Annotated in this window: 17 protein-coding genes and 1 pseudogene; 7 read left to right on the top strand and 11 right to left on the bottom strand. The window is 73.4% G+C overall.

Annotated features, from left to right (window positions below):
- Positions 1-519: 519 nt before the first annotated feature.
- The 5 genes and pseudogenes from ACZ7HT_RS20885 to ACZ7HT_RS20905 form a co-directional block, all read right to left on the bottom strand.
- Positions 520-987 (bottom strand): annotated as a pseudogene (locus ACZ7HT_RS20885) (SRPBCC family protein); the annotation flags it as partial.
- A gap of 106 nt (positions 988-1,093) precedes the next feature.
- The gene (locus tag ACZ7HT_RS20890; RefSeq protein ID WP_471167827.1) at positions 1,094-1,513 is read right to left on the bottom strand and encodes a CBS domain-containing protein; all 420 of its coding nucleotides are present in this window, start codon (positions 1,511-1,513) and stop codon (positions 1,094-1,096) included.
- Positions 1,514-1,708: 195 nt separating this feature from the next.
- Entirely contained in the window at positions 1,709-1,897 is a 189-nt protein-coding gene (locus ACZ7HT_RS20895) for a CsbD family protein (protein WP_471167829.1), read from the bottom strand.
- 24 nt (positions 1,898-1,921) lie between these two features.
- The gene (locus ACZ7HT_RS20900) at positions 1,922-2,572 is read right to left on the bottom strand and encodes a type 1 glutamine amidotransferase domain-containing protein (RefSeq protein ID WP_471167831.1); all 651 of its coding nucleotides are present in this window, start codon (positions 2,570-2,572) and stop codon (positions 1,922-1,924) included.
- 249 nt (positions 2,573-2,821) lie between these two features.
- Positions 2,822-3,166, bottom strand: a complete 345-nt coding sequence (locus ACZ7HT_RS20905) for a DUF3040 domain-containing protein (RefSeq protein WP_471167833.1) — start codon at positions 3,164-3,166, stop codon at positions 2,822-2,824.
- A gap of 185 nt (positions 3,167-3,351) precedes the next feature.
- On the opposite strand from ACZ7HT_RS20905, the gene ACZ7HT_RS20910 reads away from it, so the two are divergent.
- Entirely contained in the window at positions 3,352-4,272 is a 921-nt protein-coding gene (locus ACZ7HT_RS20910) for a SigB/SigF/SigG family RNA polymerase sigma factor (protein WP_471167835.1), read from the top strand.
- Positions 4,273-4,604: 332 nt separating this feature from the next.
- On the opposite strand, the gene ACZ7HT_RS20915 is transcribed toward ACZ7HT_RS20910, so the two are convergent.
- Positions 4,605-5,057 carry a universal stress protein gene (locus ACZ7HT_RS20915; RefSeq protein WP_471167838.1) on the bottom strand — a complete coding sequence of 151 codons (453 nt, stop codon included), beginning with the start codon at positions 5,055-5,057 and terminating at the stop codon, positions 4,605-4,607.
- Positions 5,058-5,263: 206 nt separating this feature from the next.
- Here ACZ7HT_RS20915 and ACZ7HT_RS20920 point away from each other — a divergent pair, with 206 nt between their 5' ends.
- From ACZ7HT_RS20920 to ACZ7HT_RS20930, 3 genes are all read left to right on the top strand, one after another.
- On the top strand, positions 5,264-5,659 hold the full coding sequence (locus ACZ7HT_RS20920; RefSeq protein WP_471167840.1) for an STAS domain-containing protein: 396 nt from the start codon (positions 5,264-5,266) through the stop codon (positions 5,657-5,659).
- A 57-nt stretch (positions 5,660-5,716) separates the two neighbouring features.
- A complete protein-coding gene (locus tag ACZ7HT_RS20925) occupies positions 5,717-6,172 on the top strand; it encodes an ATP-binding protein (RefSeq protein WP_471167843.1) in 456 nt (151 codons plus the stop codon).
- Between the two features lie 73 nt (positions 6,173-6,245).
- Positions 6,246-9,209: a HAMP domain-containing protein gene (locus tag ACZ7HT_RS20930; RefSeq protein ID WP_471167845.1), complete on the top strand. Its 2,964-nt coding sequence runs from the start codon at positions 6,246-6,248 to the stop codon at positions 9,207-9,209.
- Between the two features lie 124 nt (positions 9,210-9,333).
- Here the strand turns inward: ACZ7HT_RS20930 and ACZ7HT_RS20935 are convergent, their stop codons facing one another.
- The 5 genes from ACZ7HT_RS20935 to ACZ7HT_RS20955 all read right to left on the bottom strand — a co-directional run bounded on the left by ACZ7HT_RS20935 (position 9,334) and on the right by ACZ7HT_RS20955 (position 13,796).
- Entirely contained in the window at positions 9,334-11,697 is a 2,364-nt protein-coding gene (locus ACZ7HT_RS20935; protein ID WP_471167847.1) for a SpoIIE family protein phosphatase, read from the bottom strand.
- A gap of 156 nt (positions 11,698-11,853) precedes the next feature.
- Positions 11,854-12,786 (bottom strand): non-homologous end joining protein Ku, encoded by a 933-nt coding sequence (gene ku / locus ACZ7HT_RS20940; protein WP_471167851.1) that lies wholly within the window; start codon positions 12,784-12,786, stop codon positions 11,854-11,856.
- A gap of 17 nt (positions 12,787-12,803) precedes the next feature.
- Positions 12,804-13,025 (bottom strand): hypothetical protein, encoded by a 222-nt coding sequence (locus tag ACZ7HT_RS20945; protein ID WP_471167854.1) that lies wholly within the window; start codon positions 13,023-13,025, stop codon positions 12,804-12,806.
- A gap of 5 nt (positions 13,026-13,030) precedes the next feature.
- Positions 13,031-13,285 (bottom strand): DUF6213 family protein, encoded by a 255-nt coding sequence (locus tag ACZ7HT_RS20950; RefSeq protein ID WP_471167856.1) that lies wholly within the window; start codon positions 13,283-13,285, stop codon positions 13,031-13,033.
- 34 nt (positions 13,286-13,319) lie between these two features.
- Entirely contained in the window at positions 13,320-13,796 is a 477-nt protein-coding gene (locus ACZ7HT_RS20955; RefSeq protein WP_471167859.1) for a universal stress protein, read from the bottom strand.
- A 357-nt stretch (positions 13,797-14,153) separates the two neighbouring features.
- On the opposite strand from ACZ7HT_RS20955, the gene ACZ7HT_RS20960 reads away from it, so the two are divergent.
- The 3 genes from ACZ7HT_RS20960 to katG all read left to right on the top strand — a co-directional run bounded on the left by ACZ7HT_RS20960 (position 14,154) and on the right by katG (position 19,130).
- A complete protein-coding gene (locus ACZ7HT_RS20960) occupies positions 14,154-14,798 on the top strand; it encodes an endonuclease (RefSeq protein ID WP_471167861.1) in 645 nt (214 codons plus the stop codon).
- 100 nt (positions 14,799-14,898) lie between these two features.
- Positions 14,899-16,797, top strand: a complete 1,899-nt coding sequence (locus ACZ7HT_RS20965) for a transketolase (protein ID WP_471167864.1) — start codon at positions 14,899-14,901, stop codon at positions 16,795-16,797.
- Positions 16,798-16,925: 128 nt separating this feature from the next.
- Positions 16,926-19,130, top strand: a complete 2,205-nt coding sequence (katG, locus tag ACZ7HT_RS20970) for a catalase/peroxidase HPI (RefSeq protein WP_471167867.1) — start codon at positions 16,926-16,928, stop codon at positions 19,128-19,130.
- Positions 19,131-19,255: the final 125 nt, after the last annotated feature.

A 19,255-nucleotide genomic window follows, 5' to 3' on the forward strand; every position in this document is an offset into this window, starting at 1 on the left:
CGCCGTCCAGGGGCCCCGGACGGTGCTCGCCGGGCCGTCCGCGTCCTCCAAGGCGCCCAGGGGGCCGCGCGTTTCGAAGCCGGCGCCGGTGCGGTCGATGAGCGCCACGTGGCAGGCCGGTTCGTCGCTCCGCAGGTACAGGAGCGGGGTGCGGAAGTCGAGGCCCATGGTGTCACCAAGGGGGTGGGCGGCGGAGTCGTGGGAGGCGGTCAGCGTCGCCGCGTCGTTCCCCGCGCTCTTCGGCGGGCTCGTCGACGGGCGGCTTGAGCGATCCTCCAGGGGACGGGTCGTACGAGCTCCTCTGCGGCGGCTTCCCAGCGCGTCGGCGGGCAAACGGCTCTGCTCCCGTACCGGGAGCCTCGGTGGTCAGCGCGTCCCGGGCTCGTTCTCGGGCGGCAGCCTCCAGGGCCGCGTCTGCCGGGCCCGGCGTGCCCGCTCGGGGGTCGCCACCGGGCCGGGCGGCTCCCTCATCGCTTCGGGGCCCTTCTCGGTGGTACGCCTGTGCTCCCTCGCCGGCGCGGTGTCGGCGTCCTCGGGGCGGATCCGGCCGCGCCAGCCGCCGGTCGCGTCCGCGCGGTGCTCGATGAAGCCCTTGAAGCGCCGGAGGTCCGCCTTGACCTGGCGGTCGAGCATGCCCATCGCCTCGGCGGCCCTCTGCGCCATGCCGTCGGGTTCCACGTCCATCGTGAGCCGGACCCGGGTGTGCGCGTCGTCCAGGGGCTGGAAGCTGACGACGCCCCTCTGCCGTACGTCGCCTCCCGTGGTGCGCCAGGCGATGTGCCGGTCCGGAAGCTGGTCGACGATCTCGGTGTCGAACTCCTGCCGGACGCCGGCGACGCTGGTCCGCCAGTGGCAGTGCCGGTCGTCGATCTGCCGGACTTCCTCGACGCCCGCCATGAACCTCGGGAACTCCTCGAACTGCGTCCACTGGTCGTAGGCGTTCCGCAGGGGCACGTCCACGTCGATCGTCTGCTCCATCTTGCTCATCTGCGGCCTCCTTACCGGTCGTCACGGCATGCCGGGGTCAGTGGGCGGCGGCCCCCGAACTCGGCGTGCTGGGTACACGGGGCCGGGGGCGCCCGGTGCCCAGGGTTCAGGACTCCGCGGAGACCGTCCCGACCAGGTCGCCCACCTGCGGGTCGGGCATCGCACGCGCGACATCGGCCTGGGCGATGATGCCGACGAGGACGTGCTGGTCGATGACGGGGACCCGCCGGATCCGGTGCTCGCTCATGACGCTCATCACCCGCTCGGCGCTGTCGTCCGCGCCGACGGTGACGATCTCGTCCTGGGCGAGTTCGCCGGCCGTGCACCGCTCCGGGTCCCTCCCCAGGGCGACGCACTTCACGACGATGTCGCGGTCGGTGAGCATGCCCTTCAGCCTCCCGTCGGGACCGCAGATCGGCAGCGCCCCGACACCGAGCCCGGCCATCTTGCGTGCGGCCTCGACGAGGGTCTCGGACCAGCGGACGCACGTCGCGTCCGGGGTCATCATGTCTCGTGCGGTGGTCATGGCCATCACCTGTCATTCACTGTGGTCGTGGTGCCCTCTCACGGCGCGGCTGCCCGGTCCCGGCGCCGTCAACGAGGGACGGCGCGAGCGGGGCGGGCCCCCGGCGGGAAGGGGATCCGCCGGGGGCCCTGACACGCCCGCGCGCCGCGCCGGCTCGCGTACGAACGTGCACGAGGACTCGCGTACGAAGGTGCTCTAGGACTCGCGCCGCTTCATCGCGTCGCGGCTCTTCGCGGCCGCCTCGTGGACCTTTTCCATGGCCTCGCGGGCCGTCCCCTTCGCGCGGTCGGCCTTGCCCTCGGCCTCCATCCGCCGGTCGCCCGTGGCCTTCCCCGTGGCCTCCTTGATCCTGCCCTTCGCCTTCTCCATCCCGCTCTCGCGCATGGGTCCGAGCTCCTTTCTCTCCCGTCATGCCGGCGTCCCGCCGCCGTCGAGGGTGTCGACGATCGCCGCGGCGAAGGCGTCGAGGTCGGCCGGACGGCGAGAGGTGATGAGGGGGTGGCCCGCCGAGGCGTCGACGACGACGTCCCGGTCCCGCCAGGTCCCGCCCGCGTTCTCCAGGTCGGGACGGAGGGAGGGGTACGAGGTGAGTTCACGGTCCCGGGCCAGCCCGCTGTCCACGAGGAGCCACGGCCCGTGGCAGATCGCGGCCACCGGTTTGCCGCCCTCGGCGAAGGCGGAGACGAGCCGCCGGGCCTCGTCGTCGCCGCGCAGCCGGTCGGCGTTGAGGGTGCCGCCCGGCACGACCACGGCGTCGAACCCGTCCGCCGTCGCCTCCGCCAGGGTCGTGTCCGGCTGGACGACGGCGCCGGGCCGCCGGTCGCCGACCAGGGTCTGTACGGGCGCGTCCTTCTGTGCGGCGACGGTGACGCGGGCGCCGTTCTCCCGCAGGACGGCCATGGGCTTCCGCAGCTCGTCCTGTTCCGTCCCGTAGTTCGTCGTCAGGACCAGCACGTTCTTTCCGTCGAGCTTTCGGCCGGGCTTCGCGCCGGGCTTTCGGCCGGGCGTTCCGTCGGTCTTTCCGTCAGGCTTTCCGTCAGGCTTTCCGTCGGACGACACGATGCGTTCCTCTCGGGCGACACTCCCCGCCCCTTCTGCGCCTCACCCGCACACACCGGCTCAAACGTCACGGGGAGCCCTCGCATGTTCCGCGGCGAAGAGGGCACACGCGCCGGTGCCGAGTTCCCCTGGGGCCGACTGGTACCGCTGGTACCGCTGGTGAGCGGGACCGCAGTCCCGAGAGCGCGCCACCGCCGCCCCGGACTCGCCGGGGCGGCGGCGCGTGTGGCCGGGCCGGGGCCCGGCGCCTCACTCGTCCGACCGTGATGGCGCCGCCCGGCGCTTCACCCAGCGGACGACCAGGAGCAGCATCGCGACCAGGGTCAGTACCCACACGGCGGCGAACGTCCAGATGAGCAGCGGCGCCTCGGTGGCGACCGCGAGCACGAGCAGGGCGAGGGTCACGGCGCCGAGCGCCGCGACGCCGAGGGAGGGAAGGTGCCGGCGGGCTCGGGAGAGCGAGGGCAAGGGCAGGCGCGGGGCCCGCCGCATCGTGCGCAGGCTGCGGGCCAGCGACTCTTCCTGCTGGTTCAGCTGCTCCTCGATCTCCGCCAGAACGCGCCGCTCGTGCGCCGAGAGCCGGGCCTCGTCCATCGCGGACACCTCCTCCCGATCCCTGTGCGCCGACGGGGGCGCGTCATGTCTCTACGGCTTCCCCCGCGATTCGTGTCAAACCGCACCAAGACGGGCATCCTTTCGTCAGGACGCTCGACTGACGGACCACCGCCGCCGCTCCCCGGCTGCGACGCAGGCCCATCGCCCCCGTCGAAGGAGCCGTCATGCCCACCGCCGGAGAACGCTCCGACACCACCCTCACCACCGCCGACGTCCCCGGCCCGGGCCTCGACACCACGGGGGCCACGACCCGCCGCACGGCACTCGACGGGCTCCCCGAGCCGGCCTGCCCGACCGCCGTCTCCACGGACGACGCCCGCACCCTGTCCGTCGCGCTGTTCGCACGGCTCCGGGCCCTCGATGAGGGGACGGCGGAGTACGCGTACGTGCGCAACACGCTGGTCGAGCTCAATCTCAGCCTCGTCAAGTTCGCCGCCCGGAGGTTCCGGAACCGCGCCGAGCCCGTCGAGGACATCGTCCAGGTCGGCACGATCGGCCTGATCAAGGCCATCGACCGCTTCGACCTCGGCCGCGCCGTCGACTTCTCCGCCTTCGCCCTCCCCACCATCGTGGGCGAGATGAAGCGGTTCTTCCGGGACACCAGCTGGGCCGTACGCGTGCCCCGCCGGCTCCAGGAGCGGCGGATCGACCTCGCGAAGGCGGCCGACACCCTGGAGCAGCACTTCGGCCGCCGCCCCAGCCGTGCGGAACTGGCGGCGGAGCTGCACCTGACGGAGGCGGAGGTCTCCGAGGGACAGCTCGCGGCCCACGGCTACGCGGCCCGGTCCCTTGACGTCCCCGCCGGCGACGAGGACTCCGCCCCCGGCGCGGGAGCCCGTCACCTGGCCAGCACGGAGCCCTCGTACGAGCTGATCGAGTCGCTGACGGCGCTGCGGCCGCTGCTCGCCCGGCTCGACGAGCGCGACCGGCACATCCTGGAGCTCCGCTTCGGCGAGGAGCTCACCCAGGCGGAGATAGGCCACCGGATCGGCCTCTCCCAGATGCACGTCTCGCGTCTGCTCACCCGCATCCTCGGCGAACTCAGGGCCGGCCTCCTCCAGGACGGCGCCGCGGCGGGCGGCTGACCGCGCGGCCGTCGCTCGTACGTCCCCGAATCAGCCGGCCGTCCGGAGTATGGCCGGCGGGATCCGGGGCAGCCGCCGTCACGTGGCCCAGCACCATCGCGAGGACGAACCCGACCGCTCCCAGGCGCCGCCCGAGGAGCCGAGGGAAGAGGAGTCGATGGACGAGGTGGCGACCCGGATCCGGAAGGAGGTCGGGGAGGCGGGTCGGCGCCTGCGGCGCGGCGCGGCACGGTTCGGGAAGGGACCGTCGCCCGACCCTGATCCGCCGGACAGGCCCTGAGCGCGCCGGACCCGCCGTCGAAGTGACCGTCGACGACGGGTCCTTGACGACCTCACGTCCTCTCGGCGGTGTCCGGGCGGACGATGACGACCGGGCAGGGCGCGTGCAGGGCGCACTGCTGGCTGACCGACCCGAGCAGCAGGCTGCCGAACCCGCCGCGCCCCCTGCTGCCGACCACGAGGAGCTCGGCGCCCGACGCCGCCTCCGTCAGCACCTGGGCCGGGTTGCCGCGCACCACGTGCTCGCGCAGCCGTACGTCACCGGCCCGGACGAGGACCGTCTGGATCTCGTCGGCCAGCGCCCGCTCCGCCTGTTCGCCGTCGAAGCCGGCGTCCACCAGGGGAGCCGGCCAGCCCGCCGCGCCGGGCGGCTCGTACGCCGCGACGGCGTCCACGGCGGCCCCGGACAGCAGGGCGTGCCGTACGGCCCACCGCAGCGCCTCGTAGGAGGCGGGAGATCCGTCGATCCCGACCACCACACGGCGGTCCTGCCTCTTGGTGTCCATGTCGGCTCCCTCCAGCTGCCCGGCGGCTACCCCCGTGGCGGAGTCGTAGACCCCGCGTCGGACCCGACGCGCTCCGGGTGTCAGAAACGGGTGAAACGGGGCAGGAGTGAAGTAGGAGCTTCCGGTCGGCCACGGAGGTGCGCGGCCGGAGCCGGAGGTGTCCGGAGACGGGTCCGGAGTCGTACGCGAGAAGACGGGTGAGCTCCATGGAGGCTGCGAGCCGTACGGGATCGACGAGGACTGCGCGGGCGGACCGTCTCCTGGTGGTGAGCCGCCGGGGCGGGCGCTCCGGGACCGTCGTCCTCGCGCTCGACGGCGAGCTCGACCACGACACGGTGGAACCCCTGCGGGACGCGCTGGAGGAGCACGCGGGGGCCGTGCGCGTCGTCGTCGACTGCGCGGGGCTGCGGTTCTGCGACTCGACCGGCCTGAACGTGCTCCTGCGGACGCGGCTCCGGATGCTCGCCGCGGGCGGGCACGTGGATCTGGCCGGGCTGCGGCCGCCGGTGCACCGCATCTTCGAGATCACCGGAGCGCTGAAGGTCTTCCGGGTGTACGCGGACACCGACGCCGCGCTCGCGGACACCCGTGACGGAACCTGACCCCCGGATGGTGCCCCCCTCGCGGTTCGGGGAGGCAGGCCGGGGCAGCCGCCCCTTATGACCGGCCCGCGCGTACGCCGTGCGACCGCACGTTCCCGCCGCTACGAACTGGCGGAGGGCGACGGAGTGGTACGGAACTGCCGTGACCTCGCCCAGCGGGCCCTGAGCGACTGGTTCGGGCCCGCCGGGGAACTGGAGCGGATCGCCGTCCAGGACGCCCTGCTGCTCGTCTCCGAGGTCGTCACCAACGCGGTCACCCACGGTGGCGTCCCGTACGAACTGGGGCTCGACCGCACCGACGGCCGACTGTGGGTGCAGGTCAGCGACACGAGCCCGGTCCGGCCCCGGCCGCACGGGCGGCACCACGCGGTGGACCCTTCCGGGCACGGGCTCTACCTCATGGAACAGCTCGCGACGGCCTGGGGCTGCGTCCCCCGGGCCAGGGGGAAGGCCGTGTGGTTCGAGGTGGAAGTGGAGGTGACGGCCCGCCCCGGTGCCCCGGACGAGGCCTAGAGTGGAGGGTGATGCGGGACCTCCGGGCACCCCTGCGCCCGGCCCGCGCCACTCACCTTGTGCGAGGTCGTCCATGACAGAGCACGGTTCCACCCCGGACCCGGCGGTGCCGCAGACGGAACTCGGTGAGGACGGCCTCGGGCAGCTCCTCGCCGGGCTCACCGCCGTACGGGAGGGGGATCTCTCCGTCCGGCTCCCCGACGCCGAGGGCGGCATCCTCGGCGAGATCGCCGGCGTCTACAACGACATGGTCGGCCACCTCTCGCTGGTCACCTCCGAGGTCACCCGGGTCGCCGACGAGGTCGGCGCGCAGGGGCTGCTCGGCGGCCGGATCCGTGAGCCCCGGTCGCGGGGGGTGTGGCGCGAGCTGACCTCCGGCGTCAACACGATGGCGGACAACCTCACCTCCCAGGTCCGGTCCATCGCCCAGGTCGCCACGGCCGTCGCCGGCGGTGACCTCACGCGGAAGATCCGGGTGGACGCGCGCGGCGAGATCCTGGAGCTGAAGGAGACCATCAACACGATGGTCGACCGGCTGTCCTCGTTCGCCGAGGAGGTCACCCGGGTCGCCCGCGAGGTCGGCACCGAGGGCAAACTCGGCGGCCAGGCCACCGTGCACGGGGTCTCCGGCACCTGGAAGGACCTCACCGACAACGTCAACTCCATGGCCGACAACCTCACCAACCAGGTGCGGAACATCGCCCAGGTCACCACCGCCGTCGCCCAGGGCGATCTGACCAGCCGGATCGACGTCTCGGCGCGCGGCGAGATCCTCGAACTCAAGACCACCATCAACACGATGGTCGACCAGCTGTCCTCCTTCGCCGCCGAGGTCACCCGGGTCGCCCGCGAGGTCGGCACCGAGGGCAAACTCGGCGGCCAGGCCGAGGTGGAGGGCGTCTCCGGCACCTGGAAGCGGCTCACCGAGAACGTCAACGAGCTCGCCGGGAACCTGACCCGGCAGGTCCGCGCCATCGCCGAGGTCACCAGCGCCGTCGCCGAGGGCGACCTGACCCGCTCGATCACCGTCGACGCCCCCGGCGAGGTCAGGGACCTGCGCGACAACATCAACTCGATGGTCGAGTCGCTGCGCGCCACGACCCGGTCCAACGAGGAGCAGGACTGGCTCCAGACCAACCTCGCCCGGATCACGGGACTGCTGCAGGGCACCCGCAGCCTCTCCGAGATCGCCGAACTCACCATGGCCGAGGTGCCCCCGCTGATCGGCGCCCAGTACGGGGCCTTCTTCCTCGCCGAGGACGGCGCGAAGGGCACCGAGCTCGTCATGACCGCCGCCTACGGCTCCCCCGACGACCCGGACGCCCCACCGCGCCGCTTCCGGCTCGGCCAGTCCCTCGTCGGACAGTCCGCCCACGACCGGCGCGCCCTCGTCGTCGAGCACGTGCCCGCCGGATACGCCACGATCGCCTCCGGAGTGGGCTCCGGCGACCCGGGCATGCTGATCGTCCTTCCCGTCGTGGTCGAGGAACAGGTGCTCGGCGCCCTGGAGTTCGCCTCGCTCCGCCCCTTCACACCCCTCCGGCGGGAGTTCCTCGACCGGTTCGTGGTCAGCGCGGGGGCCGTCCTCAGCTCCCTGGTCGCCAACCTCCGCACCGACGAACTCCTCGGCCAGTCCCGTCAGCTCGCCGACGAACTGCGGTCACGGACGCAGGAGTTGCAGACGAGGCAGCAGGAACTCCAGCGCTCCAACGCCGAGTTGAAGGAGAAGGCGGCCCTCCTGGCCGAGCGGAACAAGGACATCGAGTCGAAGAACCTGGTCATCGAGCAGGCGCGCCAGGAGCTGGAGGCGCGGGCCCAGCAGCTGTCCCGTACCTCCATGTACAAGTCCGAGTTCCTCGCCAACATGAGCCACGAGCTGCGCACCCCGCTCAACAGCCTGCTCATCCTCGCCCGGCTGCTCAGCCAGAACGCCGAGGGGAACCTGACGGAGAAGCAGATCGACTACGCCGAGGTCATCCACTCCGCGGGATCCGACCTCCTCCAGCTGATCAACGACATCCTCGACCTGTCGAAGGTCGAGGCCGGCAAGATGGACATCCGGCAGGAGCCCTTCCGCCTGCGGCAGCTCCTCGAGTACCTGGAGGCGACCTTCGGCCCGGTCGCCGACGAGCGGAACCTGCGGTTCACCGTCACCCTGGCGGACGACGCGCCCGAGACGCTCGTCAACGACGAGGCGCGCATCCGGCAGGTCCTGCGCAATCTGCTCTCCAACGCGCTGAAGTTCACCGACGAGGGCGAGGTGTCGCTGACCGTCGAGTACGCGTCGTCCGCCGAGACACCGCCGGCCCTGGCCGGCGCCGGGCACGTCCTGGCCTTCCGGGTCGCCGACACCGGCATCGGCATCCCCGCCGAGCAGCTCCGGAACGTCTTCGAGGCCTTCCAGCAGGGCGACGGCACGGCCGCCCGGCGCTACGGGGGCACCGGTCTCGGCCTCTCGATCTCCCGCGAGGTGGCCGGCCTCCTCGGCGGGACCATCCAGGCGCGGAGCGCCGTCGGCCGGGGCAGCACCTTCGCCCTCTACCTGCCCGCGCCGCGGCCCGCCGAGCTCGCGGCGGACGCCGATGCCTCCGCCCGCCGCGCGCGGACCGTCCCCGGCGCCTCCTCCGCCGACCGCCGGGACGGCGCCGGCTCCCCGGACGGCCTCGCGGGCCGGACCGTGCTCGTGGTGGACGACGACGCCCGCAACGTGTTCGCCCTCACCGAGGTCCTCGAAGGGAACGGGCTGCGCGTCCTCACGGCCGACGGCGGCCGGGCCGGTCTCGACGTGCTCGCGGCGCACGACGAGATCGCGCTGGTGCTGATGGACGTCATGATGGCCGGGATGGACGGCTACTCGGCCATCAAGGCCATCAGGCGGCTGCCGGACCGCGCGGGTCTCCCCGTCATCGTGGTCACCGCGAAGGCGATGCCGGGCGACCGCGCCCAGGCGCTCGCGGCGGGCGCCGACGACTACGTGGCGAAGCCGGTCGACGAGGCGGAACTGGCCTCCAAGATCCGTACCTGGCTGTCCGGTTGAGAGCGGGCGCCGGGAACGGGCGGTCCGACCGCAACAGGCGCCGACCGGGCGTGCCGGCCTGCGGGTCCGTCGAACGGAGGGGGCAGGCGGACGGAGGGGCAAGCGGACGGCGCGGCCGGCGGGGTCAGGCGGACGGCGGCCGCCCCCTGACCCGTACGGCGACGATGCTGGTGTCGTCGTCGGTGTCCCCGGCCGCCGTGGCGAGCAGGGCGTCGACGAGGGTGTCCGGCGCGTGGCCGGCGAGCCGCTCCGCGTCGGCGGCGAGCCGCGCCACGCCCTCGTCGAGGCCGTCGTGGCGGCGCTCGATCAGCCCGTCGGTGTACAGCAGCAGGGTGTCCCCGGGGCGCAGCCCGATCCGCTGCTCCCGGTAGGCGTACGCGGGGACCGCGCCGAGCAGGAGGTCCTGCGGCGGTTCGAGCAGCCGCGCGGTACCGTCCCTGAGCAGCACCATCGGCAGGTGTCCGGCGCTCGTCCAGAGCAGACCGCGGTCCTCGGGGTCGTACAGGGCGCAGACGGCGGTCGCCGTGATGCCGCCTCCCGTGCGCAGGGTCACCTCGTTGAGCCACTCCATGAGCCGCCGGGGCGAGTGGCCGGTGAAGGCGAGCCCCCGCTGGGCGTTGCGGAGCGCCACCATGCCGGTGACGGCGTCGATGCCGTGCCCCGCGATGTCGCCGACGGCCACGAGGATCCTGCCGCTCGGCAGCGCGAGCACGTCGTACCAGTCGCCGCCGACCCGGTACTCCTGCGCCGCCGGCCGGTACCGGGCGGCCACCACCAGGTCCCCGGGCATCTCCTGCAGCCCGGGCACCTCGGGCACGATCGCCTGCTGGAGCTGGAGGGCCAGCTGGTGGCGCAGCTCCGCCTGGTCGTGGAGCGCGGTCAGGTGGTCGAAGGTGGCGGTGAGCGCGGCCTCGGTCCTGCGGCTGTCCGACACGTCCTGGTAGACCCCGGCGAGGCCGGTGACGGTCCCCTCCGCGATGAGCGGCTCGGCGGCCACGCGCACATGGCGCACGGTGCCGTCGGGAAGCACGATCCGCAGGACCGTCTGCCCGCCCGTCTGCCGTTCGGTCACGGTCGTCACGAGGGCGGCGAGGGCGTCCCGGTCGTCCGGGCGCACCCGGTCGCGCAGCTCCGCGAGCGGCACCGGCGGTTCGTCCCGCGCGATGCCGAAGATGCCGTACGCCTCCGGTGACCACAGCGTCCCGCCGCCGGTCAGGCTGTCCTGGAAGGGGGCGACGCTCTGCAGCCGGGCGACCGCCCGGGCCGCGGCGAGGCCGGTGGCGCCGACGGTGTGCCACAGCACCACGGCGTGCCTTCCGCCGGCCGGCAGCACGCGGACGTCGAGGAGCGGCGGCGGGTCCCCGGGCCGGGCGGACGCGGGCAGCCTGGCGGCCCGCTGGGTGCGCGCGGTGCCGGCGGCGCGGCGCGCCATGCGCGCCAGGTCGGCGTGGACGAGGGGGAAGGCGCGGGCCAGAGAGGCGTCGCCCCCGGGGGAGGCGCCCCCGAGCGCGGTGGCCGCCTCGTCGTTGAGGTGCGCCACGGCGGGCGGCTCCGACGTCCCGGGCACGGCGAGCAGGAGGGCCGGCTGGGTGAGGGAGTCGAGTACGTCGACGAGGACGGGGACGGCGGCGGGCGCCGAGGCCGAGGCGTCGAGGACCGTGCCGGCGACGTCCATGAGTCCGGTGACGGCCCGGCGTGCCGTGCCGTCGAGCGCGGTCGGGCCCGGCCAGCCGACGAGGGCGAGGCCGACCGTGCGGTCGCGGCGGCGCAGCGGGAGCAGGGCACGGGCGGCCCGGTCGGTGGGTCCCGGGAGGGGTTCGCCGGCGGGCGGCCCGTCCTCCAGCCACACCGGTGCGTTCTCGGCGAGGACGGTACGGAACGGCTCGGGGGCGGCGGGCGGGATCCACTGCCAGGCGGCGGCCTCGGCGGCTCCCGTCCCCGCGCAGCCGGCGAGCCGCAGGCAGTCGCGGTCGACGCGCTGCCACAGCCAGAGGCTGTCCGCGCCGAGGGGGGCGAGCCCCTCTTTCAGGAGCGTCCGGGCCGCCTCGCCGACCGTGTCGGCTGTCTCCGCGGCCGCGGCCGCGCGACGGGCCCGGCGCGCCTCGGCGGGGCGCTCGGAGGGGGCTTCCTCGCGCTGCGGACCACCGCGTTGCGGGCCGTCACGCTGGGGATCGCCGCGCTGCCGGCCGTCACGCCGCGGACCGTCGCTCTTCGCGCCGCCGCCCTCCGCGCCGGCGGCCGCGTTCACGATGTCCGCGGCGAGGTCCTCCGCGGTGAGGCCGGTCGCCTGCGCCAGGGCGGAGAGGTACTCGCCCGCTTCGGAGGGGGGCAGCCGGAGCTGCGCGGCGAGCACTCCGGCCGCGAGGTCGAGCAGGTGGCGTCGGGCGAGCCGGTCGCGCAGCCAGCGGTTCTCGGCGGCGAGTTCGGAGAAGCCGTGGTCCGCTCGGGCGAGGGCCGGGGGCCCCGTGGAGTCGGCAGAACCGGTCAAGTCGACCTCCGTCCCGCCGTGGCGCGTGCATCCGGAGTGTGTGGATCGGTTGGTGCGGCTTGGTTGGTGCGGTTTGGTTGATGTGGATCGGTTTGTGCCGATCCGATCCGGATTCTACTCGTGCGCTCCCCTCCACGGCGGCGCGCTTCCGGCGGTTCAGGCGGCGAGGGCGTCGATGAGTTCGTCGCGCGTCATGCTGGAGCGGCCCCGTATGCCGGCGTCCGCGGCCCGCTCGTACAGCTCGGACTTCGTGAGGTCCCGCAGGCCCTGATCCGACTTCCGGCCGGGTTTCCGGCTCGCTTTCCGGGAGCCGCCGCGCGCGTGCTTCACGCTGGCGCGCAGGGCGTCCATGAGGTCGATGACGTTCGTGGACTCGCCCGGCGGTTCGGCCTTCTCCACGGTCTCTCCGGCCTTCTTCGCCTCGATCAGCGCGGCCACCTTCTCCTGGAAGGTGTCCCGGTAGGCCTCGGGGTCCCAGTCGACCGCCATGGCCTCGACGAGCTGCTCGGCCGTCTTCCGTTCCTTCTCGGAGGTCCTCGGCCGGCCGGGCAGGGTGTCGATCTCCTCGCCCGGGTCGCGGATCTCGTCGGCCCAGTGGAGGGTGTGGCAGGTGAGCAGCCCGTTCTCGGCCTTCACCGCGACGAGGTACTCGCGCTGCCGCATGACGAACGTGGCGATGCCGGCCCGGTTCGCCCGGGACAGGGTCTGTTCGAGCAGACGGTAGATCTTCCCGTGCTCCGTGCCGACGGGGCCGAGGTAGTACGTCTTGTCGAAGAAGATCGGGTCGACCTCGTCGAGGTCGACGAAGCCCTGGATCTCCAGCGTCTTCGAGCGGCCCGGGGCGATGTCGTCGAGTTCACGGGGTTCGACGAGGACGTACTCGTCCCCGGCGTCGAAGCCCTTGACGACGTCGTCGAGGGCGACCTCCTCCCCCGTGCGCTCGTTCACGCGGCGGTTGCGGACGCGGTCCGAGGTGCCGCGCTGGAGCTGATGGAAGCGGACGGTGTGCCGGTCTGTGGCCGTGTAGAGGCCGACGGGCAGGCTGACCAGCCCGAACGCCAGGTTTCCCGTCCATATCGGCCGGGCCATCCGGCTCACCGCCCCCGTCAGCCGGACGGCTCCTCCGGGGCGGGGTGCTCGGGATGGACGGTGCCCTCGCGCACCCGGCCCCGGGGGCCGGTGCCTGCGTCGTCGGTGTCCGGCGCGGTCCCCTCGCCCGCCCCCTCGGGGAGGGGGACGGACAGCGGGTCCTCCGTCGTGACCTGCTGGTCCTCGGGATCCCGGGGAAGTGGCTTGTCCGGACGTCGTGGCTGCTTCCGCTCGTTCATCCCGGTCACCTTCCTTCGCTCGGGGTCTCTCCCCCGTGGGTGAGGGGCATGAGCGCGATGCACTCGGCGTCGATCCGGTCGGCGACCTCCGTCAGCGAGCCGACCAGCGCCTCGACCGTCTCGGGTTCGAGGCCCGAGTCGTAGTCTTCGGCCGATTCCTGCCAGCGGGCCGCGAGGCGCCGCAGGAGGAGGGTCACCTCGTCGGCGGGGAGCAGGAGAGGGCCACCTGGGACGTGGACGAGGGACATCGACGCGTTCATGGGAACCGACCTCCGCGGTACTGCGGGACGGGCGTCACGGCGTCGTCTCCGCGGCGCCCGCGTGTTCGGGGGCTTCCGCGCGGACGATGACGACGGGACAGTGCGCGTGCACGGCGCACTGCTGGCTGACCGAGCCCAGGAGCAGGCTAGCGAAGCCGCCCCGGCCCCGGCTGCCGACGACGAGCAGGTCGGCGCCGGTGGACGCCTCGATCAGCACCTTGGCGGGGTTGCCCCGGACGACGTGCTGTTCGAGCGGCGGTCCCTCGTCGCTCCGGGGGAGCACGGAGCCGAGTTCCTCGGACAGCGCCTTCGTGGCCTGTTCCGCGTCGAACGCGGCGTCCACGGGTGGCGCGGACCATCCCGTCGCCCCGGGCACGTCGTAGACGCCCACGACCTCCAGGGTCGCGTCGGTCTCCCGCGCCTGCCGGACCGCCCACCGCAGCGCCGCGTACGACGCGGGCGAGCCGTCGACACCCACGACCACGTGGGATCTGCCGTCGCTGAAGTTCATGATCGTGCCCCTTCTCACTCTCGTTCCCGGTCGGGCCCGAGGGGGCGGACGGAGCGCGTGTCCCGTCCTCTCCTCCCGACCGACTACCCGGTGCCCCGTCCCGTACGCGTGACCGCGGGACCGTACGCGTGACCGCGGGACCGTACGCGTGACCGCGGGACCGTACGCGCGAGTGCCGAACCGTACGCGTGAGTGCCGAACCGTACGCGTGAGTGCGGGCCCGTGCGGGTAGAGGCGGGCCGAAGGAGGGTGGGCGGCGGAGCAACGTGCCGGTGGCGGGGGCGGTCAGCGGAAGGACGTACGACCATGCTGTTCCTGCTGGGTCTGCTGCACTGACGGACGGCGGAGGAGGTCCCGATGGACACCGCCGAAGGGATCGCCCGGCTGCTGCGCGCGTACGGAAGGACGTACGCCGAGGAGGCCGGGATCACCCTGCGGGACGAGCCCGCGCCGCTGTACCGGCTCCTCGTCCTCACCGTCCTGTGCTCGGTCCGGATCAGGGCCGGCATCGCCACGGCCGCCGCCCGCGAACTGTTCGCCGCCGGGCTGCGGACCCCCCGCGCCATGGCGGACTCCTCCTGGCAGGCCCGCGTGGACGCGCTCGGGCGGGCGCACTACGTCCGGTACGACGAGAGCACGGCGACCGCCCTGGGGGACGGCGCGGCGCTGGTCCTCGACCGCTACCAGGGCGATCTGCGGCGCCTGCGCGAGCAGGCCTCAGGCGACACGGAGAAGCTCCGTGAGCTGCTCCGGGAGGTGCCCAGGATCGGCCCGGTGGGCGCGGGCATCTTCTGCCGCGAGGTGCAGGCGGTCTGGCCGGAGCTGCGCCCGTACTTCGACGAACGCGCGCTGAGGGAGGCCGCCGGCCTCGGCCTCCCGCACACCCCGGCGGGCCTCGCCCGTCATGTCCCCCCGAAGGACCTGGCCCGCCTTGCGGCCGCCCTCGTGCGCGCCGGCCTGTCCGGGAAGGAGGACGCCGCGGAGGTCCTGCGTGCCGCGTGAGGGCCGCGCGGTACGGAGGGAGCCGTCAGGACGCACCGGTGCGGACGGAGCCGGCCGGAAGGGACCGGCTGCGGACGGACCGATCGGAAAGGACCCGGTCATGACCGCACCACCCCTCACCCCCACCACGCTCGGCCCCCACAGCGACCTCTCCCGGGTCTCCGAGCTCGCCCAGCAGCTCCGGGTGGACTCGGTGCGGGCCAGTACGGCCGCGGGCTCCGGGCACCCGACCTCCAGTCTGTCGGCGGCCGATCTGATGGCGGTCCTGATGACCCGCCACCTCCGCTACGACTGGGCGGCGCCCGACAACCCGGCCGGTGACCACCTGGTCTTCTCCAAGGGGCACGCGTCGCCCCTGCTGTACGCGATGTTCAAGGCCGCCGGGGCGATCGGCGACGACGAGCTGCTGTCGACGTACCGCCGCTTCGGCCACCGGCTCCAGGGCCATCCGACGCCCGAGCTGCCCTGGGTGGACGTGGCCACCGGCTCCCTCGGCCAGGGCGTCGGCTACGCCGTCGGGATCGCCCTCGCGCTCCGGCACCTGGAGCGGCGCTCCTCCCGGGTGTGGGTGCTGTGCGGGGACGGCGAGACGGCCGAGGGCTCCGTGTGGGAGGCCCTCGACAAGGCCGGACTCCACCGGCTCGGCAACCTCACCGTCCTGCTCGACGTGAACCGCCTCGGCCAGAGCGGGCCCACCGAGCTGGAGTGGGACACCGACACGTACGCCCGCCGCGTGGAGGCCTTCGGGTGCCGGGCGCTCGTCGTCGACGGCCATGACCTCGAGGCGATCGACCGGGCCCTGACCGCGGCCGCCGTCGGACGGGCGCCGACCGTCGTCGTCGCGCGGACCGTGAAGGGCCGTGGTGTGGCGGAGGTCGCCGACAAGGACGGCTGGCACGGCAAGGCGCTGCCCGAGGACCTGGCCGCCCGTGCGGTGGCCGAACTCGGCGGCGTACGCGATCTGCGGGTGCGCGGTCCGCTGCCGCCCGCCCGTCCGCCCGAGCGCCCCTCCGGCCGGCATGCCGAGCCGGTCGAGCTGCCCCGCTACGAGGTCGGCGACAAGGTGGCCACCCGGGTGGCGTTCGGTGCCGCCCTGGCCGCGCTCGGTGCCCGGCCGGACGTCGTCGTCCTCGACGCCGAGGTCGGCAACTCGACCCACGCCGAGGAGTTCGCGAAGGCCCACCCGGAGCGGTACTTCCAGACGTACATCGCCGAGCAGCAGATGATCGCGGACGCGGTCGGCATGGCCGTGCGCGGCTTCCACCCGTACGCCGCGACCTTCTCCGCCTTCCTCACCCGGGCGCACGACTTCATCCGGATGGCCGCCGTCTCGCGGATCTCGATGGCGCTGTGCGGGTCGCACTGCGGAGTCGAGATCGGCGCGGACGGCCCGTCGCAGATGGGTCTCGAGGACCTCGCCATGATGCGCGCCGTCCTCGGCTCCACCGTGCTGTACCCGAGCGACGCGACCTCCGCGGCCGCCCTGACCGCGGCCATGGCCGACCGGGACGGGATCTCCTACCTGCGCGCCACCCGCGGGGCCTACCCGGTCCTGTACGACGGTGACGAGACGTTCCCCGTCGGCGGGTCGAAGACCCTGCGCCAGAGCCCGGACGACCGGGTCACGCTCGTCGGCGCCGGCGTCACCCTGCACGAGTGCCTGGCGGCCGCCGAGGAACTGGCCGCCGAAGGGGTACGGGCCAGGGTCGTCGACCTGTACTCGGTCAAGCCCGTCGACGGGGGCACCCTCGCGCGCGCGGCCCGGGAGACCGGCGCCGTCCTGGTCGTCGAGGACCACCATGCCGAGGGCGGGCTCGGCGAGGCCGTCCTGTCGGCGCTCGCGGCGGACTCCGGGCGGCCCGCCTTCCCCCACCTCAGCTTCGGCCATCTCGCCGTCACGGACCTGCCCGGCTCCGGCACCACCGATGAGCTCCTCGACGCGTGCGGAATCTCCCGTACGCACATCGCCCGGGCCGCCCGGGCACTGATCGCCCGATAGGGACCGACCTTCCACTGATACGAAAGTCCCTCCTTCCGATCATTTCTGTCGGTTGGCCCGGCTCTGCGTGTTATCGCCGCCACGCGGGGCGCCGTACGCGACCATGACGGACGCCGACACCGTCACAGATGAGCGGAAGAAGGACCCACGTGCCCGGCAGCGACAGCGAGAACCCGGCCATCAACTCCCCCACCCCCACCGAGACCCGGCCCAAGACCAACGCGGACTGGTGGCCGAACCAGCTGGACCTCCAGGTCCTCCATCAGAACTCGCCCCTGTCCGATCCGATGGGCGAGGACTTCGACTACCCGAAGGAGTTCGCGGGCCTCGACGTCGAGGCGCTGAAGCGGGACGTCATCGCGCTGATGACGGACTCCCAGGAGTGGTGGCCCGCCGACTACGGCCACTACGGGCCGCTCTTCATCCGGATGAGCTGGCACGCCGCGGGGACGTACCGCATCGCGGACGGCCGGGGCGGCGGCGGCCGCGGCGCCCAGCGCTTCGCCCCGCTGAACAGCTGGCCGGACAACGCGAGCCTGGACAAGGCGCGCCGACTGCTCTGGCCGGTCAAGCAGAAGTACGGGCGGAAGATCTCCTGGGCCGACCTGCTGGTCTTCGCCGGGAACTGCGCCATGGAGTCCATGGGGTTCAAGACCTTCGGGTTCGGCTTCGGGCGCCCGGACGTGTGGGAGCCCGAGGAGATCTACTGGGGCCCCGAGGACACCTGGCTCGGCGACGAGCGCTACAGCGGCGACCGCCAGCTCACCGGCCCGTTCGGCGCCGTGCAGATGGGCCTGATCTACGTCAACCCCGAGGGCCCCAACGGCAACCCGGACCCGGTCGCCGCCGCCCGGGACATCCGGGAGACGTTCGGGCGCATGGCGATGAACGACGAGGAGACCGCCGCGCTCATCATCGGCGGCCACACCTTCGGCAAGTGTCACGGCGCGGTCGATCCGCAGTACGTCGGCCCGGAGCCCGAAGCCGCCCCGATGGAGCAGCAGGCCCTCGGCTGGCGGAACACGTACGGCACCGGCAAGGGCGTCGACACGCTGACCAGCGGGCTCGAAGGGGCGTGGACCAACGAGCCGACGACGTGGGACAACGGCTATCTGGACAACCTGTTCCGGTACGAGTGGGAGCTGACGACCAGCCCCGCCGGCGCCCAGCAGTGGACCCCCAAGGACCCGGCGGCGAAGGGCACCGTGCCCGACGCGCACGACCCGTCGAAGCGGCACGCCCCGATGATGCTGACGACGGACCTCTCGCTGCGGCTCGACCCGGTGTACGCGCCGATCGCCAAGCGCTTCCACGAGCACCCGGAGGAGCTCGCGCTGGCCTTCGCCAAGGCCTGGTACAAGCTGCTGCACCGTGACATGGGCCCGCTCTCGCGCTACCTCGGCCCGTGGATCGCCGAGCCGCAGCTCTGGCAGGACCCCGTGCCCGCGGTCGACCACCCGCTGGTCGGCGAGGCGGACGTCGCCGCCCTCAAGTCGAGGATCCTCGACTCGGGGCTCTCCGTCTCCCAGCTGGTCACCACCGCCTGGGCGTCGGCCGCGAGCTTCCGCGGCACCGACAAGCGCGGCGGCGCCAACGGGGCGCGGATCCGGCTCGCGCCACAGAAGGACTGGGAGGTCAACGACCTTCCCGAGGTGGCCCGGACGATCGAGACCCTCGAAGGGATCCGCGCGGACTTCACGGGCTCGGCCGGGGCGAGGATCTCGCTCGCGGACCTCATCGTGCTCGGCGGGTGCGCGGCGGTGGAGCGGGCCGCGAAGAACGCCGGGTACGACGTCACGGTCCCGTTCGCGCCGGGGCGCACCGACGCCTCGCAGGAGCAGACCGACGTGGAGTCGTTCGCGGTGCTCGAACCCCGGGCGGACGGCTTCCGCAACTACCTCCGGGCGGGCGAGAAGCTGTCGCCGGAGACCCTTCTCCTCGACCGCGCGAGCCTGCTGACCCTGACCGCCCCCGAGATGACGGTCCTCGTCGGCGGCATGCGGGTGCTCGGCACCGGATTCCGGCAGTCGCGGCACGGGGCCTTCACCGACCGGCCGGAGTCGCTGACGAACGACTTCTTCGCCGGGCTCCTCGACATGGGCACGGAGTGGAAGGCCTCGGCGGCCGACGAGAACGTCTTCGAGGGCCGCGACCGCGCCACGGGCCAGGTGAAGTGGACCGCCACGCCGGTCGACCTCGTCTTCGGTTCGCACTCCCAGCTGCGGTCCGTCGCGGAGGTGTACGCCTCGGCGGACGCGGGAGAGAAGTTCGCGCGCGACTTCGTGGCGGCATGGGACAAGGTGATGAACCTCGACCGGTTCGACCTGCGCTGAACACGTCCCGCCCGGCCGGCCGACTCTTCGAGCCGGCCGGGCGGGGCGGGAGGGGCTTGTCGTGCCTGGTGGGGCTGGAGGGGCGTGCCGTGCCGGGCGGGGCCGGAGGGGCGTGCTGTGGCGGG

It is taken from the genome of Streptomyces sp. NPDC037410 (assembly GCF_055602235.1).